This is a genomic window from Roseovarius indicus (assembly GCF_008728195.1).
In the GTDB taxonomy this organism is placed as follows: domain Bacteria; phylum Pseudomonadota; class Alphaproteobacteria; order Rhodobacterales; family Rhodobacteraceae; genus Roseovarius; species Roseovarius indicus.
Window position 1 is genome coordinate 3,799,872 of the sequence record NZ_CP031598.1, and the last position, 23,387, is coordinate 3,823,258.

General features: G+C 66.8%; 24 protein-coding genes. 11 read left to right on the forward strand and 13 right to left on the reverse strand.

Annotated features, from left to right (window positions below; translation table 11 throughout):
• Nucleotides 1-4 precede the first annotated feature (4 nt).
• The 3 genes from RIdsm_RS18290 to RIdsm_RS18300 all read right to left on the reverse strand — a co-directional run bounded on the left by RIdsm_RS18290 (nucleotide 5) and on the right by RIdsm_RS18300 (nucleotide 2,761).
• Nucleotides 5-2,050, reverse strand: coding sequence for an enoyl-CoA hydratase/isomerase family protein (locus tag RIdsm_RS18290; protein ID WP_057819831.1), 2,046 nt, complete (start codon nucleotides 2,048-2,050; stop codon nucleotides 5-7).
• Between the two features lie 91 nt (nucleotides 2,051-2,141).
• The gene (locus RIdsm_RS18295) at nucleotides 2,142-2,351 is read right to left on the reverse strand and encodes a hypothetical protein (protein ID WP_057819829.1); all 210 of its coding nucleotides are present in this window, start codon (nucleotides 2,349-2,351) and stop codon (nucleotides 2,142-2,144) included.
• Between the two features lie 86 nt (nucleotides 2,352-2,437).
• The gene (locus RIdsm_RS18300; protein ID WP_057819827.1) at nucleotides 2,438-2,761 is read right to left on the reverse strand and encodes a TraR/DksA family transcriptional regulator; all 324 of its coding nucleotides are present in this window, start codon (nucleotides 2,759-2,761) and stop codon (nucleotides 2,438-2,440) included.
• Between the two features lie 124 nt (nucleotides 2,762-2,885).
• Between RIdsm_RS18300 and RIdsm_RS18305 the strand changes: the two genes are divergently transcribed.
• On the forward strand, nucleotides 2,886-3,749 hold the full coding sequence (locus RIdsm_RS18305; protein ID WP_057819825.1) for an MBL fold metallo-hydrolase: 864 nt from the start codon (nucleotides 2,886-2,888) through the stop codon (nucleotides 3,747-3,749).
• On the opposite strand, the gene RIdsm_RS18310 is transcribed toward RIdsm_RS18305, so the two are convergent.
• The 5 genes from RIdsm_RS18310 to RIdsm_RS18330 form a co-directional block, all read right to left on the reverse strand.
• Nucleotides 3,750-4,868: a FliM/FliN family flagellar motor switch protein gene (locus RIdsm_RS18310; RefSeq protein WP_057819823.1), complete on the reverse strand. Its 1,119-nt coding sequence runs from the start codon at nucleotides 4,866-4,868 to the stop codon at nucleotides 3,750-3,752.
• An 83-nt stretch (nucleotides 4,869-4,951) separates the two neighbouring features.
• Nucleotides 4,952-7,642, reverse strand: coding sequence for a sensor histidine kinase (locus RIdsm_RS18315; protein ID WP_057819821.1), 2,691 nt, complete (start codon nucleotides 7,640-7,642; stop codon nucleotides 4,952-4,954).
• Complete coding sequence (locus tag RIdsm_RS18320) at nucleotides 7,642-7,938, reverse strand: hypothetical protein (RefSeq protein WP_057819819.1); 297 nt, start codon at nucleotides 7,936-7,938, stop codon at nucleotides 7,642-7,644. The genes RIdsm_RS18315 and RIdsm_RS18320 overlap by 1 nt, the downstream gene beginning before the upstream one ends.
• The gene (locus RIdsm_RS18325) at nucleotides 7,935-8,303 is read right to left on the reverse strand and encodes a response regulator transcription factor (protein ID WP_057819817.1); all 369 of its coding nucleotides are present in this window, start codon (nucleotides 8,301-8,303) and stop codon (nucleotides 7,935-7,937) included. Before RIdsm_RS18325 ends, RIdsm_RS18320 begins: the two co-directional genes overlap by 4 nt.
• Nucleotides 8,304-8,374: 71 nt before the next feature.
• A complete protein-coding gene (locus tag RIdsm_RS18330; RefSeq protein WP_057819814.1) occupies nucleotides 8,375-9,682 on the reverse strand; it encodes a helix-turn-helix domain-containing protein in 1,308 nt (435 codons plus the stop codon).
• 219 nt (nucleotides 9,683-9,901) lie between these two features.
• Between RIdsm_RS18330 and RIdsm_RS18335 the strand changes: the two genes are divergently transcribed.
• The 9 genes from RIdsm_RS18335 (at nucleotide 9,902) to RIdsm_RS18375 (ending at nucleotide 19,253) form a co-directional block, all read left to right on the forward strand.
• Nucleotides 9,902-11,248, forward strand: a complete 1,347-nt coding sequence (locus tag RIdsm_RS18335) for a substrate-binding protein (protein WP_057819812.1) — start codon at nucleotides 9,902-9,904, stop codon at nucleotides 11,246-11,248.
• A 93-nt stretch (nucleotides 11,249-11,341) separates the two neighbouring features.
• On the forward strand, nucleotides 11,342-12,373 hold the full coding sequence (locus tag RIdsm_RS18340) for a branched-chain amino acid ABC transporter permease (RefSeq protein WP_057819810.1): 1,032 nt from the start codon (nucleotides 11,342-11,344) through the stop codon (nucleotides 12,371-12,373).
• Nucleotides 12,374-12,376: 3 nt separating this feature from the next.
• Nucleotides 12,377-13,582, forward strand: coding sequence for a branched-chain amino acid ABC transporter permease (locus RIdsm_RS18345; protein WP_057819809.1), 1,206 nt, complete (start codon nucleotides 12,377-12,379; stop codon nucleotides 13,580-13,582).
• A 12-nt stretch (nucleotides 13,583-13,594) separates the two neighbouring features.
• Nucleotides 13,595-14,350, forward strand: a complete 756-nt coding sequence (locus RIdsm_RS18350; RefSeq protein ID WP_057819807.1) for an ABC transporter ATP-binding protein — start codon at nucleotides 13,595-13,597, stop codon at nucleotides 14,348-14,350.
• 91 nt (nucleotides 14,351-14,441) lie between these two features.
• Nucleotides 14,442-15,197: an ABC transporter ATP-binding protein gene (locus tag RIdsm_RS18355; RefSeq protein ID WP_057819805.1), complete on the forward strand. Its 756-nt coding sequence runs from the start codon at nucleotides 14,442-14,444 to the stop codon at nucleotides 15,195-15,197.
• Nucleotides 15,198-15,287: 90 nt separating this feature from the next.
• Nucleotides 15,288-17,237: an acetate--CoA ligase gene (gene acs, locus RIdsm_RS18360; RefSeq protein ID WP_057819803.1), complete on the forward strand. Its 1,950-nt coding sequence runs from the start codon at nucleotides 15,288-15,290 to the stop codon at nucleotides 17,235-17,237.
• Nucleotides 17,238-17,412: 175 nt separating this feature from the next.
• A complete protein-coding gene (locus RIdsm_RS18365) occupies nucleotides 17,413-18,441 on the forward strand; it encodes a DMT family transporter (protein WP_057819802.1) in 1,029 nt (342 codons plus the stop codon).
• A gap of 146 nt (nucleotides 18,442-18,587) precedes the next feature.
• Nucleotides 18,588-18,857, forward strand: a complete 270-nt coding sequence (locus tag RIdsm_RS18370; protein WP_057819800.1) for a calcium homeostasis modulator protein — start codon at nucleotides 18,588-18,590, stop codon at nucleotides 18,855-18,857.
• 117 nt (nucleotides 18,858-18,974) lie between these two features.
• A complete protein-coding gene (locus RIdsm_RS18375; protein WP_057819798.1) occupies nucleotides 18,975-19,253 on the forward strand; it encodes a hypothetical protein in 279 nt (92 codons plus the stop codon).
• A 12-nt stretch (nucleotides 19,254-19,265) separates the two neighbouring features.
• On the opposite strand, the gene queF is transcribed toward RIdsm_RS18375, so the two are convergent.
• The 5 genes from queF to RIdsm_RS18400 all read right to left on the reverse strand — a co-directional run bounded on the left by queF (nucleotide 19,266) and on the right by RIdsm_RS18400 (nucleotide 22,607).
• Nucleotides 19,266-19,730 (reverse strand): preQ(1) synthase, encoded by a 465-nt coding sequence (gene queF, locus RIdsm_RS18380; protein ID WP_057819796.1) that lies wholly within the window; start codon nucleotides 19,728-19,730, stop codon nucleotides 19,266-19,268.
• Between the two features lie 12 nt (nucleotides 19,731-19,742).
• Nucleotides 19,743-20,471, reverse strand: a complete 729-nt coding sequence (queE, locus tag RIdsm_RS18385; protein ID WP_082647501.1) for a 7-carboxy-7-deazaguanine synthase QueE — start codon at nucleotides 20,469-20,471, stop codon at nucleotides 19,743-19,745.
• The gene (queD, locus tag RIdsm_RS18390; RefSeq protein ID WP_057819792.1) at nucleotides 20,468-20,824 is read right to left on the reverse strand and encodes a 6-carboxytetrahydropterin synthase QueD; all 357 of its coding nucleotides are present in this window, start codon (nucleotides 20,822-20,824) and stop codon (nucleotides 20,468-20,470) included. Before queD ends, queE begins: the two co-directional genes overlap by 4 nt.
• A complete protein-coding gene (gene queC / locus RIdsm_RS18395; protein WP_057819790.1) occupies nucleotides 20,824-21,516 on the reverse strand; it encodes a 7-cyano-7-deazaguanine synthase QueC in 693 nt (230 codons plus the stop codon). The genes queD and queC overlap by 1 nt, the downstream gene beginning before the upstream one ends.
• Nucleotides 21,517-21,686: 170 nt before the next feature.
• Nucleotides 21,687-22,607 (reverse strand): LysR family transcriptional regulator, encoded by a 921-nt coding sequence (locus RIdsm_RS18400; RefSeq protein WP_057819788.1) that lies wholly within the window; start codon nucleotides 22,605-22,607, stop codon nucleotides 21,687-21,689.
• Nucleotides 22,608-22,710: 103 nt separating this feature from the next.
• Between RIdsm_RS18400 and RIdsm_RS18405 the strand changes: the two genes are divergently transcribed.
• Nucleotides 22,711-23,253: a DUF6647 family protein gene (locus RIdsm_RS18405; RefSeq protein WP_057819786.1), complete on the forward strand. Its 543-nt coding sequence runs from the start codon at nucleotides 22,711-22,713 to the stop codon at nucleotides 23,251-23,253.
• Nucleotides 23,254-23,387: the final 134 nt, after the last annotated feature.

Genomic DNA, 23,387 nt, shown 5'->3' on the forward strand with positions numbered 1-23,387 from the left:
CCGGTCAGAAGAAGCTGCGCCCGTTCTTGACCATCTCGTCGAGCAGCGAGGTCGGAGACCAGAGCGCGGGGGCAACCTCGCGCAGGGGGCGCATCGCCCGCACGAGCCCGAGCAGGCCGCGAATGTCCGACTGCAGCAAGGGCCCGCCGCTTGAGCGTGCCATCCCGAAGCCGCGCACCATCACGAGATCGGGGTCGGAGCGGCGCTGAACCGCGCGGGTCTCGATCAGGCGGGCGGCCTCGTTCACCAGGGCGGCGTGAAGCGCGACCGCCGGGTCGGTGCCGGGCCATGCGACAGCCTGCGCGGCCTGCGCCTCGCGCCATCCGGCGACCCAGTCGGCCAGCCCGGCGTCGGGCTCGAGCGACTGCCCGGCGGGCACGTGGAAGGCCAGCGCGCGGGCCGGGTCGGCGCCCACATCGATGATCCGGTCGGACAGGATGCGCAGCGGGGCGGGCGAGATCTGCCGCGCCTCGAAGATGCGCCGCATCCGGGCCAGCGTGCTCTGGGCGCCCAGCTCGTCGATCAGGCGGAACGGGCCGTGGCCCAGGCCCAGCCCGCGCGCCGCCGCGTCGATCTGCCCCGCCGGCACGCCGCCCGCCAGCATCACCAGCGCCGCCCCGAAAAGCGCCGCGCCCATCACGTCGCTCAGGAACCCCGTCGCCTCCGACGACAGCAGGACCGAGCGGCCGTTATTCGAAAACGCGCGATGCACCCCCGCGGCCAGCCCGGCCGGGGTGTCGGGGGGCGTGGCCACCTCAACGAGCCGCGCCGCCGGCCCGCCCAGCGGCAGGCGCAGACGCACCAGCCGCCCCTCGGCGCCGGTGCTGCTGGCGCGAGCCGCCGCGCTGGTATCGTCATCGAGCAGCGCCCACACCGCCGGTTGCCCCGGCCCCACCGGCCGGTCGAAGGACAGGGCGCCGAGGTCGAGCACCAGGTCCACCGCGCCAAGCCCGTCGGGCGTCTCAAGCACCGAGAGGCGCGCCAGCCGCCGGTCGCGCGTCGCTTCCGCCAGCTTGCCCGACCGGACGGCGTGATCGAGCCCGGCCTGCACCTCGTCGATCACCTCTGCGGCCTTATCGGTTCCGCCGGTGAAGACCTGCACCGCCAGGCCCGCCGACAGGCAGACCAGCGCCAGCCCGGCAAGGCGCGGGCCCGTGCCGACAAGCGCCGCCGTGCGGAGCTGCGGCGCCGTCTCGGCCAGCTGTTTCGGCAGGGCCGCCGCCCGCCGCTCGGCGGTGAAGACATGCCGGATGCCGCGTGCCTCGGGGCGCGCCAGGCGCTCGGCGAAACGCTCCTGTTCGAAGATCAGGCCCTGCTCGAACGGCAGAAGCTGCGCCGCCTCGACACAGGCCAGGATGTCGGCCTCGGCCGAGCCGTCGTCGCGTATCCGCGCGGCAGCGGCGGCGATGGCCGACTGGTAGGCCCGCGCATCGGCAAGCCCCTTCTGGCGGTCGCGCGTGCGGCGCCAGGTGCCGCGGTCGGAGAGGCCGCGGGCCAGCACGACGGCAGCATCGAGCGGGGCGGCGTCGACAATGCGGTCGAAGACGGGGGCGAGCCGCGCGTCGGTCACCTCGACCGCGCGGCCCGAGAGCATCAGCTCGAGCGCGGCCTGCGCGCCGACCAGCCGCGGCAGCCGCTGGGTGGCGCCGCCGCCGGGCACCATCGAGAGCGTCACCTCGGGCAGCGAAACCCGCGTGCCCCGCTGCGCCACGCGGCCATGGGCCGCGAGCGCCAGTTCGAACCCCGCGCCGAAAGCCGAGCCATGCAGGGCCACGACCACGGGTTTCGAGGCGTCTTCAATCGTTGTGCAAAGCTCACCGAGGGGCGGGTCGGCGGGGGCGGCGCTGAACTCGCCCAGGTCGATCCCGGCCGAGAAGCCGGCCCCCGCCCCGTTGAGCACGATGGCACGGATGGCCGGGTCGTCACAGGCGGCGTGCAGGCTTTCGATCAGCGCGGCGCGCAGCCCCGGCACGAGGGCGTTGCCCGGCGGGCGGTCGAGCGTGAGCACGGCGACGCCGTCCTGCACCCCCTGCTGCACCTGCTGCGTCACGCGAAACCCCGCCTTCACCCCGGTTCATTCCAGCGCGATTAGACCGGACAAACCCGGCCCTTGCAAGGATTGCGCGTCTCGCGCCCGCCGATCAGACGGGCAAGTTGTCGAACTGCGCCTCGATCGCATCCGCGGTCAGATCTTCGTGCAGGTCGCGGATGCCGGCCGGAACCTCTTGGCCGGCCTCGTGCATGCGCCCGATCAGCTCGTTCAGCTTCGGCAGGAACTTCTGCCGGCTCTCGGGCTCGGTCTCGAGAATGCGGTCATGCAGGCGGTTCAGGTCTTCGGTCAGCGGTGTCATCGTCGTCCTCCCATCGGTTTCGAAATCTGTCAGGCTCACCTCTTGTGCCACTGGGAAAACCGCACCCGCCCCGGGGTGCGGTGCATTCAGGCGCCGGCCGCGCAGGTGCGGCAGAGCGGCGTGTCGGGCAGCGTTTCAAGCCGCGCCTCGGCGATCTCCTCGCCGCAGCGCACGCATTCGCCGTAGGTGCCGTCGCGCATCCGTTGCAGGGCGGCGCGGATACGGGCGATCTCGGCCTCGCCGCTATGGCCCAGCTGTTCGAGGACTTCGTCGCCCTCGCGCTCGACGGCGTTTTCTTCCCAATCCTTGGAATGGGGCTCGTCGAGCTCGGTTTCGATATGGTGCAGCCGGCTGTCAAGTTCGCCGAGGCGATCAAGCAGCGCCTTGCGGTACAGGGTCGTGTCGCGCATGTTTATCCTCCGTTAACTGGCGTACCCTGTCACGGCATGTCGTGATCGTCCTTGACCCACGTCAACCCCCGCGATTGAAACATATGCAACAGACTGTATATGTCGTACCGAAAGGGAGACCCAGATGTCACCGGATATTACCGCATTTTTCGACGATGCGACCAACACTATCTCATACGTTGTGCGCGATCCCGCCGGGAGTGCCTGCGCAATCATCGATTCCGTGCTGGATTTCGATTATTCCTCGGGCAGAACCGACACGGCCTCGGCCGACCGGATCATCGCCCATGTCACGGCCGAGGGGCTCGACGTGCAGTGGCTGCTGGAAACCCATGTGCATGCCGACCACCTGTCGGCCGCGCCCTACCTGCAGGAGAAGCTGGGCGGCAAGATCGGCATCGGCGACAAGATCCGCGTGGTGCAGGACACCTTCGGCAAGGTCTTCAACGAGGGCACCGAGTTTCAGCGCGACGGCTCGCAGTTCGACCGGCTCTTCGTCGAGGGCGACAGCTTTCACATCGGCCAACTGCGCGGCGACGTGCTGCACACGCCGGGGCATACGCCCGCCTGCCTGACCTACGTGATCGGCGACGCGGCCTTCGTGGGCGATACGCTCTTCATGCCCGATTTCGGCACCGCGCGCTGCGACTTTCCGGGCGGGTCGTCGGAGACGCTTTTCGCCTCGATCCAGAAGATCCTCGCCCTGCCGGACGCCACGCGCATCTTCGTGGGCCATGACTACAAGGCGCCGGGGCGCGACGAGTATGCCTGGGAAAGCACGGTGGGCGAGCAGAAGGCGAAGAACGTGCATGTGGGCGCGGGCCGTGACCGCGACAGTTTCGTCAAGATGCGCGACGAGCGCGATGCGACGCTGGCCATGCCCAAGCTGATCATCCCGTCATTGCAGGTGAACATGCGCGCGGGGCGGATGCCGCCGGCGGACGAGCAGGGCGACGTGTTCCTGAAGGTGCCGGTCAACAAGCTCTGATCATTCCAGGTCGGCCAGCGCCGGCAAATCCGAAAGCCCGCCTGCGCCGGGCAGGTCGGGCAGATCGGGCAGTGCGCCTATCTCGGCCGAGGGCAGGTCCTGCAACCCGGTCAGGGTCGGCGGGTCGGTTGACGAGAGGCTGGCGAGGTCGGGGAACTCCGGTGCGCCGCCCGGATCGGGCAGCGGCATATCCGGCAGGTCGGGCGTGGCCTGTGCCCGGGCGCCCGGGGCCTGCGGGGCGTCGTCGCCCCCTGCCCCGTTGAGCCGCACCGCCCGCATGCCGTTCATCTGGCCCAGCCGCACCTGTGCCGCGACGTGACCCGAGGCCGCCACAAGCTCGGTCTTGCCGATGGCCGAAGCCCTGACCGGCAGCCGCATGCCCGGCTTCAGCGCGCAGACCTCGGCCAGCGACAGCTGCACCCGGTCGAGCACCGCGTCGAGCGTCACCGGCACCTGCATCGCCAGGTCGCCAAGGTAGAAATCGGCAGCCTCGCCCGCCTCGCCCGCGCCCGGCTCGGGCCGGGCCAGCACGGATGCCGGCAGGATCAGGGTCAGGATGCCGGTCTTGGCGCCGCCGCCGATATCGACCGTCATGCGGAACAGCTCGAAATCCGCGGCCTCGAGCGCCAGCAGCAGACCGCGCGCATCGCCGACCCGGTCGCCATAGCGGAACGCGATCGGCCGGTGGCCCGGCGCGGCCTCGTCCAGCTTCTCGTCGAAGCCGGCCAGCATGGCGTCGACCAGCGGCGCGGCGATGGCGGCGTCGGTGCCGGTCATGGGCCGGTCTGCCGCGGCGCCCGGGCGCACGCGGCCGGTGGTCTGCACCTCGACCAGCGCCTGCGCGAATTGCAGGTCGAGCAGCGCCGCGCCCCGCGCGCCGCCCTGCCCGTCAAGCAGCAGGATCAGGTCGTCCTTGCCCGCCTCCTCCTTCAGCTGGGCATGGGTGAGGCGGCGTTGTTCCAGCGTGGCCACCGTCAGCTCGAGGCTGAACAGCCGGTCGCCGCATTTCTCGAGCGACAGGCGCAGGGCCTTCGACGGCGACATCGCCCGCGCGTCGAAATCCTCGCGCGCGCTCAGCGCCTTTCGGTGAATGACCGACTTTCTTTCCTCGCTCGACATCTCTTCCGCCGCAGTCCGGGCCCGCAATGGCCACGGGGGGCACTCTAGCCGCCGCATCCTTACCATGACGTTTACGAAACCGCTTATTGCGCCGCCTGCACCGTCGCGCCTTCGCGCACCGGCAGCACCACGCGGAACGCCGCCCCCTCCTGCCCCGGCAGATAGGTGATGTCGCCGCCCAGCCGGCCCATGATCTCGCGGCAGATGGCAAGGCCGAGCCCCGCGCCGCCGGCCTGGGTCTGGCCGATGCGCGAGAATTTCTCGAAGATCATCGCCTGCTGGTCGGTGGGGATGCCCGGCCCGTTGTCGATGAAGTCGACCACCAGGTTGCCGTTGTCGAGCTGCGGCCGGATGGTCAGCTCGGGGCTCGGCGCCTCGCAATATTTCCCGGCGTTGGAAATCAGGTTGATGAAGACCTGCGCCAGCCGGTCGAGATCGGTGTGCAACACGATCTTCTCGGCCTCGCGGCGGCGGCGGATGCGCAGGCTGTCCTGCACGCCCGCGGCCGAGATCGCCCGGTCGAGCATGTCGGATAGCTGCCCCGACTGGGAGTTGAGCACCACCTGCCCGTTTTCCAGCACCGACAGGTCGAGCAGGTCGTCGAGAAGCCGCGTCAGGCGGGTGGCCTCTTCGAGGATGATCGAGGCGTATTTGTTGCGCTCTTCCTCCGACAGCCCCTCGCTGTCGCGCAGGATTTCCGAGAACGCCCGGATCGAGGTCATCGGCGTGCGCAGCTCGTGGCTGATCTGGCTGAGGAAGGCGTCCTTCTGCACCGAGATCTGCGTCAGCTTCTCGTTCGCCTCGCGGAGCTGGCGGGCAGTGCGGGCCTGTTCCTCGGTCTTGGCCTCCAACTTGCTGGAATATTCCATGATCTGCGCGGTCTCGTCGGCCACCGCCATCAGGTCTTCGACCGACACGGTGGCGCGGCCGACGATCTGCGAGATCATCGCGTGCGCCGTGGCGGCACCGACCGAGCCCGACAGCTCCCGTTCCAGCGTCTGCAGGAAATCCGGCGTCGGCTCCGGCAGGTAGCCGGCGATGCCCTGCTTGCGCGCCTCTTTCGAGAACATCGCCTGCGCCTCCGACGCGCCCATGATCCGCTGGGACATGATCAGCAGGTCTTCCGACCGCGCCAGCCCGCCCGACCAGCTTCCGGGCGTCTGCGAGTGCTGGAAGACGTTGACGAACTGCGCCCCCTGCAACCGCTCGATGGGCTTGGGCAGGGTCAGCAGCGAAACGGTGATGAAGGTGCAGGCGTTGAGCAGCAGGCTCCACATCACGGCGTGAATGACCGGGTCCATCGCCTCGGCCCCGAACAGCGCCTGCGGGCGCAGCCAGCCGATGCCGAAGGGGCCGTTTTCAAAGACCGCCTGCGGCATGATGCCGGAGGCGCCGAAGCTGGGCAGGAAGAGGCAGTAGAGCCAGAGGATGAAGCCGACGCTGAGCCCCGCCAGCGCGCCCGAGCGCGTGGCGCCGCGCCAGAAGAGACCGCCCATGAGCGCGGGCAGGAACTGCGCCACGCCAACAAAGGAGATGAGGCCGATGGCGGCCAGCGCCGTGCCCCCGCCCGACAGGCGGAAGTAGCAGTAGCCGAGAAAGAGGATCACCGCGATGGAGAGGCGCCGGGCCAGCAGCGCCACGCTGCGCACGTCGCCCGAGACCATGGCGCTGCCCCCGGTGAACCACAGCCAGATCGGCATGACGATATGGTTCGACACCATGGTCGACAGCGCAATGGCCGCCACGATCACCATCGAGGTGGCCGAGCTGAACCCGCCGAGGAAGGACAGGATCGCCAGCCCCTCCTGCCCGTTCCTGAGCGGCAGGGTCAGCACGAAAAGGTCGGGGTTCGACCCTGCCGGCATCAGCTCGAGCCCCATCACCGCGATCGGCACGACGAAGAGGCTCATCAGCATCAGGTAGGCGGGAAAGGCCCAGGCGGCCATGCGCAGGTGATCCTCGTCCTCGCTTTCGACCACCATCACCTGGAACATCCGCGGCAGGCACATGAAGGCCGCCGCCGACAAAAGCGTGAGGCCCACCCAGCGGCTGCCCGGCACCTCCCACCGCGCGATGGGCGATGAGTCGATGCGGGCGAGGATCTCGTCGACGCCGCCGGCGAGGCCCCAGACCACGAAGACGCCCACCGCCAGCAGCGCGAAGAGCTTGACCACCGCCTCGAGCGCGATGGCCATGACAACGCCGTGGTGGCGTTCGTTGGCGTCGAGGTTGCGTGTGCCGAAGAGGATGGTGAAGACCGCGAGGCCCGCCGCCACCCAGAAGGCGGTGGATTGCTGGCTGGGGTGGCCATCGGTAAAGGGGTCGGCCTCGGCAAAGGTGGCAAAGGAGAGGGTAACCGACTGCAATTGCAGGGCAATATAGGGCGTGAGGCCGATCACCGCGACCAGCGTCACGAACACCGCCAGCGTGTTCGACTTGCCGTAGCGCGACGAGATCAGGTCGGCGATCGAGGTGATCCGCTGGCTGCGGCCCACCCGCACCATCTTGCGCAGGGTCCACCACCAGCCGATCATCACCAGCGTCGGCCCGAGATAGATGGTGACGAATTCCAGCCCCGAACGCGCGGCGAAGCCCACCGCGCCATAGAAGGTCCACGCCGTGCAGTAGATCGACAGCGACAGCGTGTAGACGATGGGCGAGCGCAGCCATGTCCCCCGCCCCAGCAGGGCCGCCCGGTCGGCGCCGAAGGCCACGGCGAAGAGGAAGGCCACGTAAAGCAGGCAGACGAGAACGAGGACGTTCAGCGTGACCATCAGGGGCCCCCGTCCTCGTCCGCGCCGTCATCGTCGGCCACCAGGAACCGGGCCAGCACGCCCGACAGCACGGCCAGCCCGAACCAGACGACGAAGAGATAGGTCATCACCCAGGCCGTGCGCGACCCGTCGGGCGCCGCCTCGAGGCCGACGGCCCGCGTGTCGCCCCCATGCCAGAGCAGCGGCACGAGAAACAGGATGCCGCCGAACACCGGCAGAAGCCGGGCCCCGTCGGCCACCCGGCGGCGCCTGTAGGTGCGCCGCTGAACGAAAACGGGGGTCGTCTTGCGGCTCACGGCCCCACCAGATCGCGCACCGCCTCCAGAACTTCGGCGTTGGAAAACGGCTTGGTCATGTAGCGGCTGGCGCCGGCGCGCTGCGCCATCTCGCGGTCCTTCTGCTGGCCGCGCGCGGTCAGCATCAGCACCGGCGTCGCGCCCAGCTCGGCATCGTCGCGGATTTCCTGAAGGATGTCGAAGCCGCTCTTGCCCGGCAGCATCACGTCGAGGATCACGAGGTCGGGCCGCCTGTCGCGCACCGCGTCCATCGCGTCATGGCCGTTCGAGTGGGTCTTCACCTCCCACCCGTCCCGGCTCAGGATGAAACTGATCGCCTCGATGATGTTCCGCTCGTCCTCTATCAGGATCACCTTTTTTCCCATTCAATCGGCCTCCCCCTCCGATTGCGCCGAAAGACGGCTGCAGTTCACTATCGACAAGTTATGCTGGCCTGTCAAAAGCCGCGGCCAAGGATCGAGGGCTCGCGCCGCGCCTCGCAGCCGCTGAGCGGACAGACCTGGCAATTCACGCCGACCTCGCGCACCGCGCCGGCCGCCTCGCGGCCCGGATCGGGCAGCAGCAGCATGTGCGGGCGGTAAAGCGCGGGGCGGTCGAACCGGGCCGGCGCCACCTCCTCGCTGACCGTCAGCGCCAGCACCCGCGCCTCGCCCTGCCGCAGGCGCATTCGCACCGGCGCGCCGGGCTGGGTGAGCAGCTGGTAAAGCGGCCAGAGCGCACAGGCCGCGGCCGAGCGCGGCATGGTGAAGCCCAGCGCCGGCTTGCGCAGCATCAGCGTGCCCGACCCGTCGCAGACCACCAGCCCCACATGCCCCACCTCGGCCTCGGGCATCATCGCGAGACGGCGGAAGACGGCGGGCATGTCGGTCTCCGTCTCGGTCGCGATGGCCGCGGGGTCGGTGCCATGCGCCGCCACCGCCGCCACCATCACGTCGGCCGGCAACCTGCGGACATCCCTGACATATTGCTCCAGCACCGTCTGGGCGAGGCTGCGGGCGGCCTGGGTTTCCAGCAGGTCCGAGCGCTCGACCACCGAGGGGATGCGCGCCGAACCGCCCGCCCCTTCCAGCATCGGAAAGTGAAAGCCGTGCTGTTCGAGAAAGGCGTGCAGCTCATCCTGCGGCGACATGATTTCCGACTGCGCGTCGGGCGCCTCCTCGAGATAACGCACCAGCGCCTCGGCCCCTTCGGCCAGCCGCTGGCTGTCCTCGTTGATGTTGCGGTGAAAGCGGTTCTGCCATTCCGGTTCGAGCGACTTGGTGTCGGCCAGGATCGACGCGGTCGAGCGGATCGCGGTCACGGTCGAGATCACCTCGTGCAGCGAGGCCGCGAGCTGCGGGTCATGCGCCAGCCGGTCGGTCAGCGCCTTGACGGTGCTCTCCAGCTCCTGCCGCTGGCGGGCCAGGTCGGTCATCAGCCGCGCCCAGCCCGGGAAGCGGCCGGCGAATTCCTCGGCCCGGTCGGCCTCGGCCCCGGCGCGGCCTTCGGTCTCTGCGCGCGCCGCCGCCTCGCGCAGCGCGGCAATGAGCGTTGCCTCGGCGCCCTCCGACAGCAGGCCGGGCGCCACGCCCAGCACCTCGGCCAGCTTGTTCAGTGTCTTGCCGCCGATTCTCCTGCGGTTGTGCTCGATCAGGTTCAGGTAGGAGGCCGATATCCCGGCCCTTTTCGCGAGGTCCGATTGCTTGAGCCCGTTGATCACCCGTCTTTCGCGGATGCGACTGCCGATCATCGAGGATTCAGCCATTGCGTTTTTTCCCATTGAATCGCGCGACTTCCGCAACGTCATACAAAAATATTTACAAAATTCCGAACGGTTTTGTCCATTTATTTACAAAAAAATCGTTTCGCCAAAGCCAGTTGTTGCGACATTTTCTTCCACCCTGCGATAATCGCTTTGCACATTTGTGTGAACCGGGGGCGCAGAGGAGGCCCCTCGGTCAAGTTCATTAACGGGAGGATATCAATGTCCAAATCGACTCTGACTCGTCGTGGCCTGCTGAAAACCAGTGCAGTTGCTGGTGCCGGCGTTGCGCTGCCGACGATCTTCACGGCTTCGTCTGCCGCGGCCTACATGAACGAGCCGACCGGCAGCTCCGTGACGCTGGGCTTCAACGTACCGCAAACCGGCCCCTATGCCGACGAGGGCGCAGACGAGCTGCGCGCCTACAAGCTGGCCGTCAAGCACCTCAACGGTGAAGGCGACGGCGGCATGATGAACACCTTCAGCTCGAACGCGCTGCAGGGTAACGGCATCCTGGGCAAGAAGGTCGAGTTCGTCACCGGCGACACGCAGACCAAATCGGACGCGGCCCGCGCATCGGCCAAGTCGATGATCGAGAAAGACGGCGCCATCATGATCACCGGCGGTTCGTCCTCGGGCGTGGCTGTCGCCGTTCAGGGCCTCTGCCAGGACGCCGGCGTCATCTTCATGGCCGGCCTGACCCACTCGAACGACACCACCGGCAAGGACAAGAAGGCCAACGGCTTCCGTCACTTCTTCAACGCCTACATGTCGGGTGCCGCGCTGGCACCGGTGCTGGCCGCGCAATACGGCAACGACCGCAAGACCTATCACCTGACCGCCGACTACACCTGGGGCTGGACGCAGGAAGAATCGATCATCGCCGCAACCGAGGCGCTTGGCTGGGAAACCATCAACACGGTCAAGACCCCGCTGGCCTCGACCGACTTCTCGTCCTACATCGCGCCGGTTCTGAACTCGGGCGCCGACGTTCTGGTTCTGAACCACTACGGCGGCAACATGATCAACTCGATCAACAACGCCGTGCAGTTCGGCCTGCTCGACAAGGAAGTCAACGGCAAGAAGTTCGAGATCGTCGTGCCGCTCTACTCGCGCCTGATGGCGCAGGGTGCGGGCGAAGCGGTCAAGGGCGTCCTGGGCTCGACCAACTGGCACTGGTCGCTGCAGGATGAAGGCTCGAAAGCCTTCGTGCAGTCCTTCGGCACCGAATACGGCCGTCCGCCGAGCCAGGCGGCACACACCACCTACTGCCAGACCCTGCTTTATGCAGATGCCTGCGAACGTGCCGGCACCTTCAACCCCTGCGGCGTGGGCGAAGCCCTCGAAGGGTTCGAGTTCGACGGGCTGGGCAACGGCCCGACCCTCTACCGTGCCGAAGACCACCAGTGCTTCAAGGACGTGCTCGTGGTGCGCGGGAAAGAGAACCCGGAAAGCGAATTCGACCTTCTCGAAGTCGTCGAAGTCACGCCGGCCGCACAGGTCACCTACGAACCGGATCACCCGATGTTCGCCGGTGGCTCGCTCGGCGAGTGCAACCCGGGCGCGTAACCGCCCCGGCCCCCCGGCCGCCAACGCGCGGCCGGGGCTTTCATCCGACATCTCCGGATACACCCAAACCTATGTAACCCACGGGTGGGAACAATGGACGCAATCATTCTGCAAATTCTCAACGGGCTCGACAAAGGCTCGGCCTATGCGCTGATCGCGCTGGGGCTGACGCTGATCTTCGGCACGCTCGGTGTTGTCAACTTCGCCCACGGCGCCCTGTTCATGATCGGCGCCTTCTGCGCCGTGACGGTTCAGCGCATCCTGAATCTCAGCGTCGAGACGGTCGACGAAAGCCGCACCGACTTCCTCGGCAACCCGCTGAAGGTGAAGACGCCTTACGTCGAAAACTGGTTCGGCCCAGAGGTGGGGGCGACGATCATCGACTGGTCGGTGCCGATTGCGATCCTGTTCTCGATCCCGATCATGCTGCTCATCGGCTTCATCATGGAGCGCGGCCTGATCAAGCACTTCTACAAGCGTCCGCATGCCGACCAGATCCTGGTGACCTTCGGCCTGGCGATCGTTCTGCAGGAAGTCATCAAGTATTTCTACGGCGCCAACCCGATCCCGACGCCGGCACCCGACGCGTTCTCGGGCAGCATCGACCTCGGCGTTCTCGTGGGCTTCGACCCCAACGCGATCATCTACCCCTACTGGCGGCTGATCTACTTCGCCTTCGCGGCGCTGGTCATCGGCGGCGTCTTCGCCTTCCTGCAGTTCACCACCTTCGGGATGGTCGTGCGGGCCGGCATGGCCGACCGCGAGACCGTGGGCCTTCTGGGCATCAACATCGACCGCCGCTTCACCATCATGTTCGGCATCGCCGCCGCGGTGGCGGGGCTGGCGGGGGTGATGTACACCCCGATCAACCCGCCGAACTACCACATGGGCATGGATTTCCTCGTGCTCAGCTTCGTGGTCGTCGTCGTCGGCGGCATGGGCAGCCTTCCGGGCGCCGTGCTGGCCGGGTTCCTCCTGGGTATTCTCGAAAGCTTCGCCTCGACCACCTGGGCGACCACGACGATCCCGGGGATCAACCAGATCATCATCTACCTTGTCGCCATCATCGTTCTGCTGACCCGCCCGCGCGGTCTGATGGGACGCAAAGGCGTGATGGAGGACTAACCCATGCTGGGACTCAACAAGAAAGACTTCGGGCTTTTCCTGATCGTCATCGCTCTGACGGTACTGGCGCCCTTCATCCTGAACCCCTTCCCGACGAACAGCGCCATGGCGCAGTTCAACGCGGGCTACCCCGACCTGATGCAGCGCTTCGTGATCTTCGGCATCTTCGCCATCGGGTTCAACATCCTCTTCGGCCTGACCGGCTATCTCAGCTTCGGTCACGCCGCTTTCCTGGGGGTGGGCTCCTACTCGGCGGTGTGGATCTTCAAGCTGTTCACCTACAACGTGCTGCCGGCCATCGGCCTGGCGGTCATCCTGGCGGGGCTCTTCTCGCTGCTGATCGGCTATATCAGCCTGCGGCGGTCGGGGATCTACTTCTCGATCCTGACGCTGGCCTTCGCGCAGATGTCCTTCGCGCTGGCCTACTCGGTGCTGTCGAACCCCAAGTTCAACCTGACCAACGGCGAAACTGGCCTTCAGGTCTATGCGGATGACCCCCAGATGTTCCACGGGGCCCACCTGCCCGACCTGCCGCACCTCTTCGGCTGGTCGATGCGGGCGAACAACCAGATGAGCTTCGGCGGCTGGGACTTCAACTTCAACGTCGGCTACTATGTCTGCGCCGTCTTCCTGATCCTGGCCTTCTACCTGGCCGTCCGGATCTTCCGCTCGCCCTTCGGCCTGATGCTGCGGGCGGTGAAGTCGAACAACACGCGGATGACCTATACCGGCCTCAACGCGCGCCCCTACGCGCTGGCGGCCTTCGTGATCTCGGGCATGTATGCCGGTCTGGCCGGCGGCCTGATGGCGGCGGTCGACCCGCTGGCGGGCGCCGAGCGGATGCAGTGGACCGCCTCGGGCGAGGTGGTGCTGATGACCATCCTCGGCGGCGCGGGCACCCTGATCGGTCCGATCCTGGGCGCGGGCTTCATCAAGTATTTCGAGAACATCTTCTCGAAGATCAACGAATCCGTCCTGCACAGCTGGTTCTCGTTCCTGCCCGACGGGCTGGAGGACGTGCTGGTCGCCTTGGTCTACCCCTTCGTCGGCAAGGGCTGGCACCTCACCCTCGGCATGCTGTTCATGCTGGTCGTGATCTTCCTGCCCGGCGGCCTTGTCGAAGGCGGTCAGCGCCTGATGAAGCTCTTTGGCAGAAAGTCCAAACAGGACGCCAAGGGCAAATCCACCCAATCCAGCCCTGCTGAATAAGGAGACGGACCCATGGGAATTCTTGAGGTCAAGAACGTCAACAAGCGCTTCGGCGGTCTGCAGGCGCTGGGAGACGTCAACCTGAGCGTCGAGGAGAACTCGGTTCACGCCATCATCGGGCCGAACGGGGCCGGCAAGTCGACCCTGCTCAACTGCCTCATCGGCAAGCTGATCCCCGACACCGGCTCGGTCATGTTCGACGGCCAGTCGGTGCTGGGCCGCAAGCCCTACGAGATCAACCAGATGGGCATTTCCCGCGTGTTCCAGACGCCCGAGATCTTCGGCGACCTGACCGTGCTGGAAAACATGATGATCCCGATCTTCGCCAAGCGTGACGGCGCCTTCCGCATGCATGCCATCGAGAACACGCTGAACGAGAAGAGCGTCATCGAACAGGCCGAGCACATGCTGGAAAGCCTGAACATGGCCGACGCGCGCCATGATCACTCGGCGTCGATGTCGCGCGGCAACAAGCGGCGGCTGGAAATCGGCATGTGCCTGGCACAGAACCCGCGGCTTCTGCTGCTCGACGAGCCGACGGCGGGCATGGCCCGGGCCGACACCAACAACACCATCGACCTGCTCAAGCAGATCAGCGACGAGCGCGACATCACCATCGCGATCATCGAGCATGACATGCACGTGGTGTTCTCCCTCGCGCAGCGGATCACCGTTCTGGCGCAGGGCACCCCGCTGGTCGAGGACACGCCCGACAAGATCAAGGGCCACCCGAAGGTGCGCGAAGCCTACCTGGGCGAAACCGCCTGACCCAGATTCCACCGGCGCCCCGGGCCTGACCCGGGGCCCCGCCCCCAACCAAGAGGTCCCGGATCAGCTCCGGGACGGGAGGACCCGAACCATGAACGTCAAACCCGACTTCTCGAAAGGCAAGAACTACGCCGAAACGGCGCCCGCCTTCCTGTCCGTCTGGGGCATGCAATCCTATTACGGTGAAAGCTACATCGTGCAGGATATCAGCTTCAACGTCCACGAGGGCGAGATCCTCGCCCTGCTGGGCCGCAACGGCGCCGGCAAGACCACGACGCTGCGCTCGATCGCCCGGATGGACAACCCGCAGGTGAACCACGGCGAGATCTGGCTGGATCACCAGCCGCTGCACACCATGAACAGCCACCAGGCGGCCGTGTCGGGCATCGGCCTCGTGCCGGAAGACCGCTGCATCATCCCCGGCCTGACGGTCGAGGAGAACCTGCAACTGGCCCAGATCGCCCCGCCCATCGGCTGGTCGCTCGAACGCCTCTACGAGCTCTTCCCGCGCCTGGCCGAGCGCCGCAAGCAGGAGGGCGTCACCCTCTCGGGCGGCGAACAGCAGATGCTGGCCGTGGCCCGGGCGCTGGCCCGCGACATCAAGGTGCTCCTGCTCGACGAGCCTTACGAGGGCCTCGCCCCCGTCATCGTCGACGAGATCGAGAAAACCCTGCGCATGATCAAGGAGCAGGGCATGACAACCATCATCGTCGAACAGAACGCGGTGCGTGCACTGGAACTTTCCGATCGCGCTGTTATCCTCGACACCGGCGGTATCGTCTTCGACGGCACCGCGGAGGAGGTTCTGGAGAACGAGGAGCTTCGCAGCGAATACCTGGCCATCTGAGGCCTGAGCGCCTGCCCCGTGCAGTCATATCCTGCCGGCGGGGCGGGCCGTTTCCACACGACCAGATTTTGACAAACTAAAGGGTCCGATATGTCCGAACACAAAACTTATCCCCCCGCTGCCGATTTCGTGAAAAACGCCCATGTCGACGCCGCGAAATACGAGGAGATGTACGCGGCATCGATCAACGACCCCGACACGTTCTGGAAGGAACACGGCCAGCGGGTCGACTGGATCAAGCCCTTCACCAAGATCAAGGATATCGACTTCACCCTCGGCAATGTATCGATCAAGTGGTTCGAGGATGGCCAGCTGAACGTGGCCGCCAACTGCGTCGACCGCCACCTTGACAAGCGCGGCGACCAGACGGCGATCATCTGGGAGGCCGACGACCCCGAGGAGCCGTCGAAGCACATCACCTATCGCGAGCTCTCCGAACAGGTGAACAAGCTCTCCAACGTCTACAAGGAGCTCGGCGTCGGCCGCGGCGACCGCGTCGTGCTCTACATGCCGATGATCCCCGAGGCGGCCTATGCCATGCTCGCCTGCGCCCGCATCGGCGCCATCCACTCGATCGTCTTCGCCGGCTTCTCGCCCGAGGCGCTGGCCGCCCGCGTCAGCGGCTGCGAGGCCAAGCTGATCGTCACCGCCGACCAGGCCCCCCGCGGCGGCCGCAACACGGCGCTCAAGTCGAACGTCGACAAGGCGCTCGAGATCAGCGGCGACACCAAGGTCCTGATGGTCGAGCGCACCGGCGCCGATGTCGACATGAAGGACGGCCGCGATTTCGCCTATGGCCCGCTGATGGAGAAGGCCTCGGCCGAGTGCGAACCCGAAGCGATGAATGCCGAAGACCCGCTCTTCATCCTCTACACCTCCGGCTCGACCGGCGCGCCCAAGGGCGTGGTGCACACCACCGGCGGCTATCTCGTCTGGGCCGCCATGACCCACGAGATCACCTTCGACTACCACGATGGCGACGTCTACTGGTGCACCGCTGACGTGGGCTGGGTCACCGGCCACAGCTATATCGTCTACGGGCCGCTCGCCAACGGCGCGACAACGCTGATGTTCGAGGGCGTGCCCACCTACCCCGACGCCAGCCGCTTCTGGCAGGTCTGCGAAAAGCACAAGGTGGCGCAGTTCTACACCGCCCCCACCGCCATCCGCGCGCTGATGGGCCAGGGCAACGAGTATGTCGAGAAATGCGACCTCTCCAGCCTCAAGCTGCTGGGCACCGTGGGCGAGCCGATCAACCCGGAAGCCTGGGAGTGGTACCATAACGAGGTCGGCAAGGGGAAAATCCCGATCGTCGACACCTGGTGGCAGACCGAGACCGGCGGCCACCTGATGACCCCCCTGCCCGGCGCCCATGCCTTGAAGCCCGGCGCGGCGATGAAGCCCTTCTTCGGCGTGAAACCCGCCGTGCTCGACCCGCAATCGGGCGAGGAGATCACCGAGAACCCCACCGAGGGCGTGCTTGTCATCACCGACAGCTGGCCCGGCCAGATGCGCACCGTCTGGGGCGATCACGAGCGGTTCGAGAAGACCTATTTCTCCGACTACAAGGGCTATTACTTCTCGGGCGACGGCTGCCGCCGCGATGCCGATGGCGACTACTGGATCACCGGCCGCGTCGACGACGTGATCAACGTCTCGGGCCACCGGATGGGCACGGCCGAGGTGGAATCGGCCCTCGTGGCTCACCCGAAGGTCTCGGAAGCCGCCGTCGTCGGCTACCCGCACAACATCAAGGGCCAGGGCATCTATTGCTACGTCACCCTGATGTCAGGCGAAGAGCCGTCCGAAGAGCTCCGCAAGGAGCTGCGCGACTGGGTCCGCAAGGAAATCGGCCCGATCGCCTCGCCCGACCTGATCCAGTGGGCCCCCGGCCTGCCGAAAACCCGCTCGGGCAAGATCATGCGCCGCATCCTGCGCAAGATCGCCGAGAACGATTACGGCGCGCTCGGCGACACCTCGACCCTCGCCGACCCCGGCGTGGTCGACGAGCTGATCGACAACCGCATGAACCGCGAGTGAATTCCCTGTTGCCGGGCCGCCTCGTCGGCCCGGCACATCTCTCTCGGGCCGGTGCACGCGCGCCGGCCTTTTTTTGTGCGCCCGCACAGCGGGTTACCCCGCCCCAGGGCCCGTTTCCGACACGCCGTCGCAAACGGGCTTGACGGCAGCGCCCCCGCGCCACGAGGGTGCCCCCATGGCCACATACACACCCGACACCTGTCATGCGCCGTCGCGCACGGCGCACGGCATTGCCTGCGTCCTGCTCGGCATGGTCCTGTTCGTCGGACAGGATGCCTTCATGAAGACCCTGCTGCAGACCTATCCGATCTGGATGCTGATGTTCGTCCGTTCGAGCGTGGCCGTGCTGGTGCTCGTGCCGCTGATCCTGCTGCTGGGCGGGCCGCACCGGCTGACCTCGCCGCTCTGGCGGCTGCACCTGTTGCGCGCGGCGCTCTTTGCGGTGGGGTTTGCGCTCTTCTACACCGCCTTCCCCTTCATGGGGCTGGCCGAGGTCACCACCATCTTCTTCTCGGCCCCGCTGATGATTGCCGCGATGGCGGCGGTGTTCCTGAAGGAAACCATCGGCATTCATCGGATCGGCGCGCTGGTCACGGGCTTCGCCGGCGTGCTCATCGCCATGAACCCGGGCAGCGACAGCTTCACCTGGGTCTCGATCCTGCCGCTGCTCTGCGCCGTCTTCTATGCCGGCTCCCAGATTCTCGCCCGCCAGATCGGCGAGCGGGAATCGAGCCTCACCGTCGGGCTCTATACCCTCGCCTTCACCGGGCCGATCCTGCTGGCGATGGGCTACCTGATGAACGCCACCATCGGCTTTGGCCCGGAATTTCACCACCTCCGCTGGGCCTTCCCGGCCGAAACGGGCGCCGACCTGCCCGTGCTGCTGATGCTGGGGCTGGTCGGCATGGCGGCCTATATCCTGCTGTCGCGCGGCTACCAGGTGGCCGATGCCAGCATCATCGCGCCCTTCGATTACAGCTACCTGCCGATTGCCGCGCTCATGGCCTTCGTCGTCTGGGGAGAGGTGCCGGCGCTGACCACCATCGTGGGGATGGCCCTGATTGCCGCCAGCGGGCTTTACATCGGCTACCGCGAGCTGCGCGCCGCCCGCAAGGGGAACGACCCCGTCTACGTGGCCGAAACCGTCACCGCACCGGGAAGCACGCCGCCGCAAAAAGTTCCCGACGATCAGACATGGCCCTGACCGTAAGCGGCAATTTGCCGGAACGGCATAAAATCGCTTGCGGGAAATTGCCGCCCGAAAATCTGCTCCTTCCCCTCGCGTCAAACATGCCTAGCTTCCAATCAGCGAAATCGCGGCATGTCGCCGCAAAAGACCCGGAGGTTACAATGAGAAAGACAGTTCTCGCCCTTGCCCTTACAGCACCCGTCGCCGTAGCCGGCTGCATGACGCCCCAACAGGAACGCCAGGTCGGCGGCGCGCTGATCGGTGGCAGCCTCGGCTTCATCACCGCGAAGGCCCTTGATGCCGACAGCGACTGGACCGTCGTCTCGACCCTCGGCGGCGCCGCAGCCGGTACGCTGGTTGCGCGCAACACCGCGAACAACCAATGCGCCTACGCCACCGGCGACGGCCGCTATCGCCGTGGTCCGTGCTGAGGCACGCACGTCGCCCGCGCGGGCGTTGACGCAGATTAATGCACGCCCCCCGCGGGGCACCCTATCAGGGAAAAGCGGGCCGGATCATCCCGGCCCGCTTTTTCGTAGGAGGACGTGATGAAGACCGCAATCCTTTCCCTCGCCTGTGCCGCGTCGCTCATCCTCGCCGGATGCGCCGACATGACCGACGACCAGGAACGCCAGGTCGGCGGCGCGCTCATCGGCGGCAGCCTGGGGCTGATCACCGCCAAGGCGCTCGGGGCCGACAATGACTGGGTGGCCGTCACGACGCTGGCCGGCGCCGCCGCCGGCGCGCTGGTCGCCCGCAACACGGCAACCGGCCAATGCGCCTATGCCCGCGGCGACGGCACCTATTACCGCGCGCCCTGCCGCTGAGGCGCCCGGGCCTCAGCCCCGCCCGCGATAGGGCGGCACGCCCTGGTCGGGAATCCAGACACCCGCGGGCATCTCGCCCGTCTGGTAGAAGACGTCGATCGGAATCCCCCCGCGCGGATACCAGTAGCCCCCGATCCGCAGCCATTGCGGCTCGAGAAACTCCACCAGCCGCCGGGCGATCGACACGGTGCAATCCTCGTGGAACGCCCCGTGATTGCGGAAACTGCCCAGGAACAGCTTGAGCGACTTGCTCTCCACCAGCCACTCCCCCGGCACGTAATCGATCACCAGATGGGCGAAATCCGGCTGCCCCGTCATCGGGCAGAGCGAGGTGAACTCCGGCGCCGTGAACCGCACGTTATAGGCCACGTCCGCCTGCGGGTTCTGCACCCGCTCCAACTCGGCCTCCTCGGGGCTTTGCGGCATCGTCGTCGCCCCGCCCAGCTGTTTCAGCCCCTTGTAGATCTCGTCGCTCATCGCATCATCCCCTCAGACGCCCCGCTTGTTGCCCCACAGCATGACATGCAGCTGCGGCAGCACGCGCGCCCCGTACCACTTGTCTTCCACCACCTTGTCCACCAGCCAGCGCATGCGCTCGTCGATGCCCTCCTGGTCGACCGTCGCGCTGTCATCCTCGGGTGGCGGCGGCGTGTGGTTGCCCGGCTGCAAATAGATCGGCAGCTCCCGGAACCGCTCCGACGCCTCGCGCGCAAAGGCGTAATCCGCCTCGTCGAAAACCACGATCTTCAGCACCGTCGGCGCCGCCTTCGCCGTCCGCACGCAATTCGCCACGACCCGCCAGTCGGTGCCCATGCCCGACGACGGCGGCTTGGGGCTCAGCACCAGCATCTGCAGATCGGCGAACCACGGCTTCACGACCGAGCCCTGCGTCTCCATCGCAAAGCTGTAGCCCTTGGCCTTGCCCTGCTCGATCAGCCGGTCGAGCGGCTGCGTCGCGGGGTTCCCACCCGACAGCGTCACCATGATCGGCTTGCCCCCGGTCAGCTTTTCGATCTCGGCCAGGATGTCCTCGGGCGGCATGGCCTTCCACGTATCCCGATACTCCGAATCCACCGCATGCAGGCTGTCGCACCAGGAACAGCGGTAATCGCAGCCGCCGGTGCGCACGAACACCGTCGGCTGCCCGATCAGCGCCCCCTCGCCCTGGATCGTCGGCCCGAAGATCTCGGACACGCGGATGGTGTCGCGCGTGGTCATGGGCGGTACTCGGCCCATGTCTTGGGCGTCTCGCTGACCTTCACGGCCGCGGTCTCGGGCCACCGGTCCGCGCACCAGTCATGAAAATGCTTCGCCAGCCGCTCGGCTGTCACCATGTCATCCCCCAGAACGTCATTCAGGTGCCGGTGATCGAGCTCGTCGTCGATATACCGCTTCAGCGGCCCCAGCTCGTGATAGTCGCGCACGAAGCCATGCGCATTCAGCTCCGCACTCGCCAGCTCCACGACGACCACGTAATTATGCCCGTGCAACCGCGCGCATTGGTGATCGGACGGCAGATCCTTCAACTGGTGCGAGGCCGAAAAGGCGAATTCCTTGGTGATCCGGTACATCAGGCCCGCTCCACCGCTTCGCGCCAGTAATCCGGGTCGGCATAGACCGTCGGGTCCTCGACCCCGGCAATATCGAACGCCTCGCGCCGCTCGACACAGGTGCCACAGCGCCCGCAATGCACGGCGCCGCCCTTGTAACACGACCATGTCTCGGCAAAGGGCGTGCCATGCTTCGCCCCCTCACTCACGATATCCGCCTTCGAGATGGTGACGAACGGCGTGTAAAGCTGCACCTCGGCAACCCCCTCCAGCGCATGATTTTGCATCGCCTGAAACGCGTCGATGAACCCCGGCCGGCAATCGGGATAGATGAAGTGATCGCCCCCATGCACCGCCGCCGCCACCGCGTCGGCCTTCTCGGCCGCGGCCATGCCGAAGGCGATCGCCAGCATGATGGCGTTGCGGTTGGGCACGATGGTGATCTTCATCGTCTCCTCGGCATAATGCCCGTCGGGCACGTCGACATCGTCGGTGAGGGCCGACCCCGACAGGGCGGCGCCCACGGTCGAGATATCCACCACCTTGTGCGGCACGCCCAGCTTGCGCGCGCAGGCCGCCGCGTATTCGACCTCTTTCACATGCCGCTGCCCGTAGTCAAAGGACAGCAGGCCCCGCAGGCGGTGTTCCGCCGCGACCTTGTACGCGAGCGACACGGAATCGAGCCCGCCCGAGCAGATGACAATCGTATCCATGGTTGTGACCCTTGTTTTGTTATGCGGGTAGGCTGCGACCGCAGGGCGGCTGACTAACGCCGCGCGTCATTGAATGCAAGGGGAACGGGGCGCCGGGCGGACCGGTCGGCAAGAAACACCGACAAAATACCGACGTTATACCGACGCGATACCGACGTCGCGTTTCCGGGCTATTGCGCCGCTTCGACCCGTACCGGATCGGCGCTGGTGCCGTCCTCCAGGCTTTCGTGCAACAGCCAGTCGCGCATCGCCGCGATGCGCGGGTCGTCGGCCCGTGCTTCCGGGTAGGCCACCGAATAAATCACCACCGGCTCGGTCTCGATATCGAAAAGCCGCACCAGCCGCCCCTCCTCCAGCGTGGCCCGCGCGATGGCATCCCATGCCAGCGACACGCCCTGCCCCCGCTCGGCCGCCGCCAGGTTGATATCGCAATTGGCGTTGAACTCTCCGCCAAGGCTGTCTTCCGACGCCACCACCCCCGCCGCACGGAACCACTCGGCCCAGCAATCAAGCTCCTGATCACGCAAAAGCGGTTCCTTCAGCAAATCCTGCGGGGCCTCGATCCGTGCGGCCACTTCGGGGCTCGCCACCGGATAGCGCACCGTTTTCAGCATCGGAAGCACGTGGCAGCCGGGAATCGGGCTGTCGAGCCAATGCACGATCAGGTCGGCCTCGTTCCGGCTGAAATCCGTGTCCGGCGCCCCGGCGGCCGTGGTCACCGACAGCGCCCCCCGCAACGGGCACCGCTCCAGCCGGGGCACCAGCCAGCGCGCGTTGAACGCCGCCGTCGCCTGCACCCGGAACGGCCCGGCCTTGGCCCCCGCCGTCGCCCGGCCCGTGGCCGCGACGAGATCGCCGAGGATGCCCGTGAGCGCCTCCGCATAGGCCTCCCCCGCCCGCGTCAGCGCCAGCTTGTTCGCCGCCCGCACGAAGACCGGCTGGCCCAGATGCTCCTCAAGCGTTTTCACCTGGTGGCTGATCGCAGACGGCGTCACGCACAGCTCCTCGGCGGCGGATTTGAAGCTCAGATGCCGTGCCGCGGCCTCGAAGGCACGGATGGCGGAAAACGGGGGAAGCGGGCGCTGGGTCATGGGTGAATGCGGTTCATCTGCGGGTGAGGAACGATCCTTTGAGGCTTTCTTTACCCAAGGTTAGCATGACTCCCACGTTCAGCAAAATTTTACGGAGGGTGCCATGCAACCCCTGCCCCGGTTCGCGCGATCGCGGATCGCCCAGATGGCTATTGCCCTGTGCCTGGGCCTCGGCCCAACCACCACCCACGCCGCCGAGCCGCGGCCCGACTGGCAGCTTGCTACCTCTCTGCCCGACCTCATCCATACGCTCGACCACTGGCTCGACGCCGAAAGCCCCTACCCGGCCCGCGAGACCGCACCGCGCATCCGCCTGATTTCGCCCCAGCAGGCGCGGGCCATGTCGAATGGCGGCGGGCGGCTTGGCTCGACCCGCCGCGGCCTCTACGACCCTGACACGCAAACCATTTTCCTTGTCCGCCCGTGGTCGATGCGCAACCCGCAGGACGTGAGCGTCCTGCTGCACGAACTCACCCACCACCGGCAGGCCACGGCCCGGCACTGGTACTGCCCCGGCCAACAGGAACTGCCCGCCTACCGGCTTCAGGCGGCATGGCTGGCCGAACGGGGCGAGAGCATTTCGATCAACTGGATCGCCGCCAGCCTCGCGGCAGGCTGCACGCCCGACGATTTCCACCCCGATTAACCTTTCGTTAACCAGGATTCGCCCCGGGGCTTCCCATGCCAATGGAGCGACACTCGGGCCGCGGCGTCACAAGACCCGCGGCCCTTTTTTCACGCACCGGTCCTTCCGCCCGGCGCCAAGGCTGCCTAAGCTGC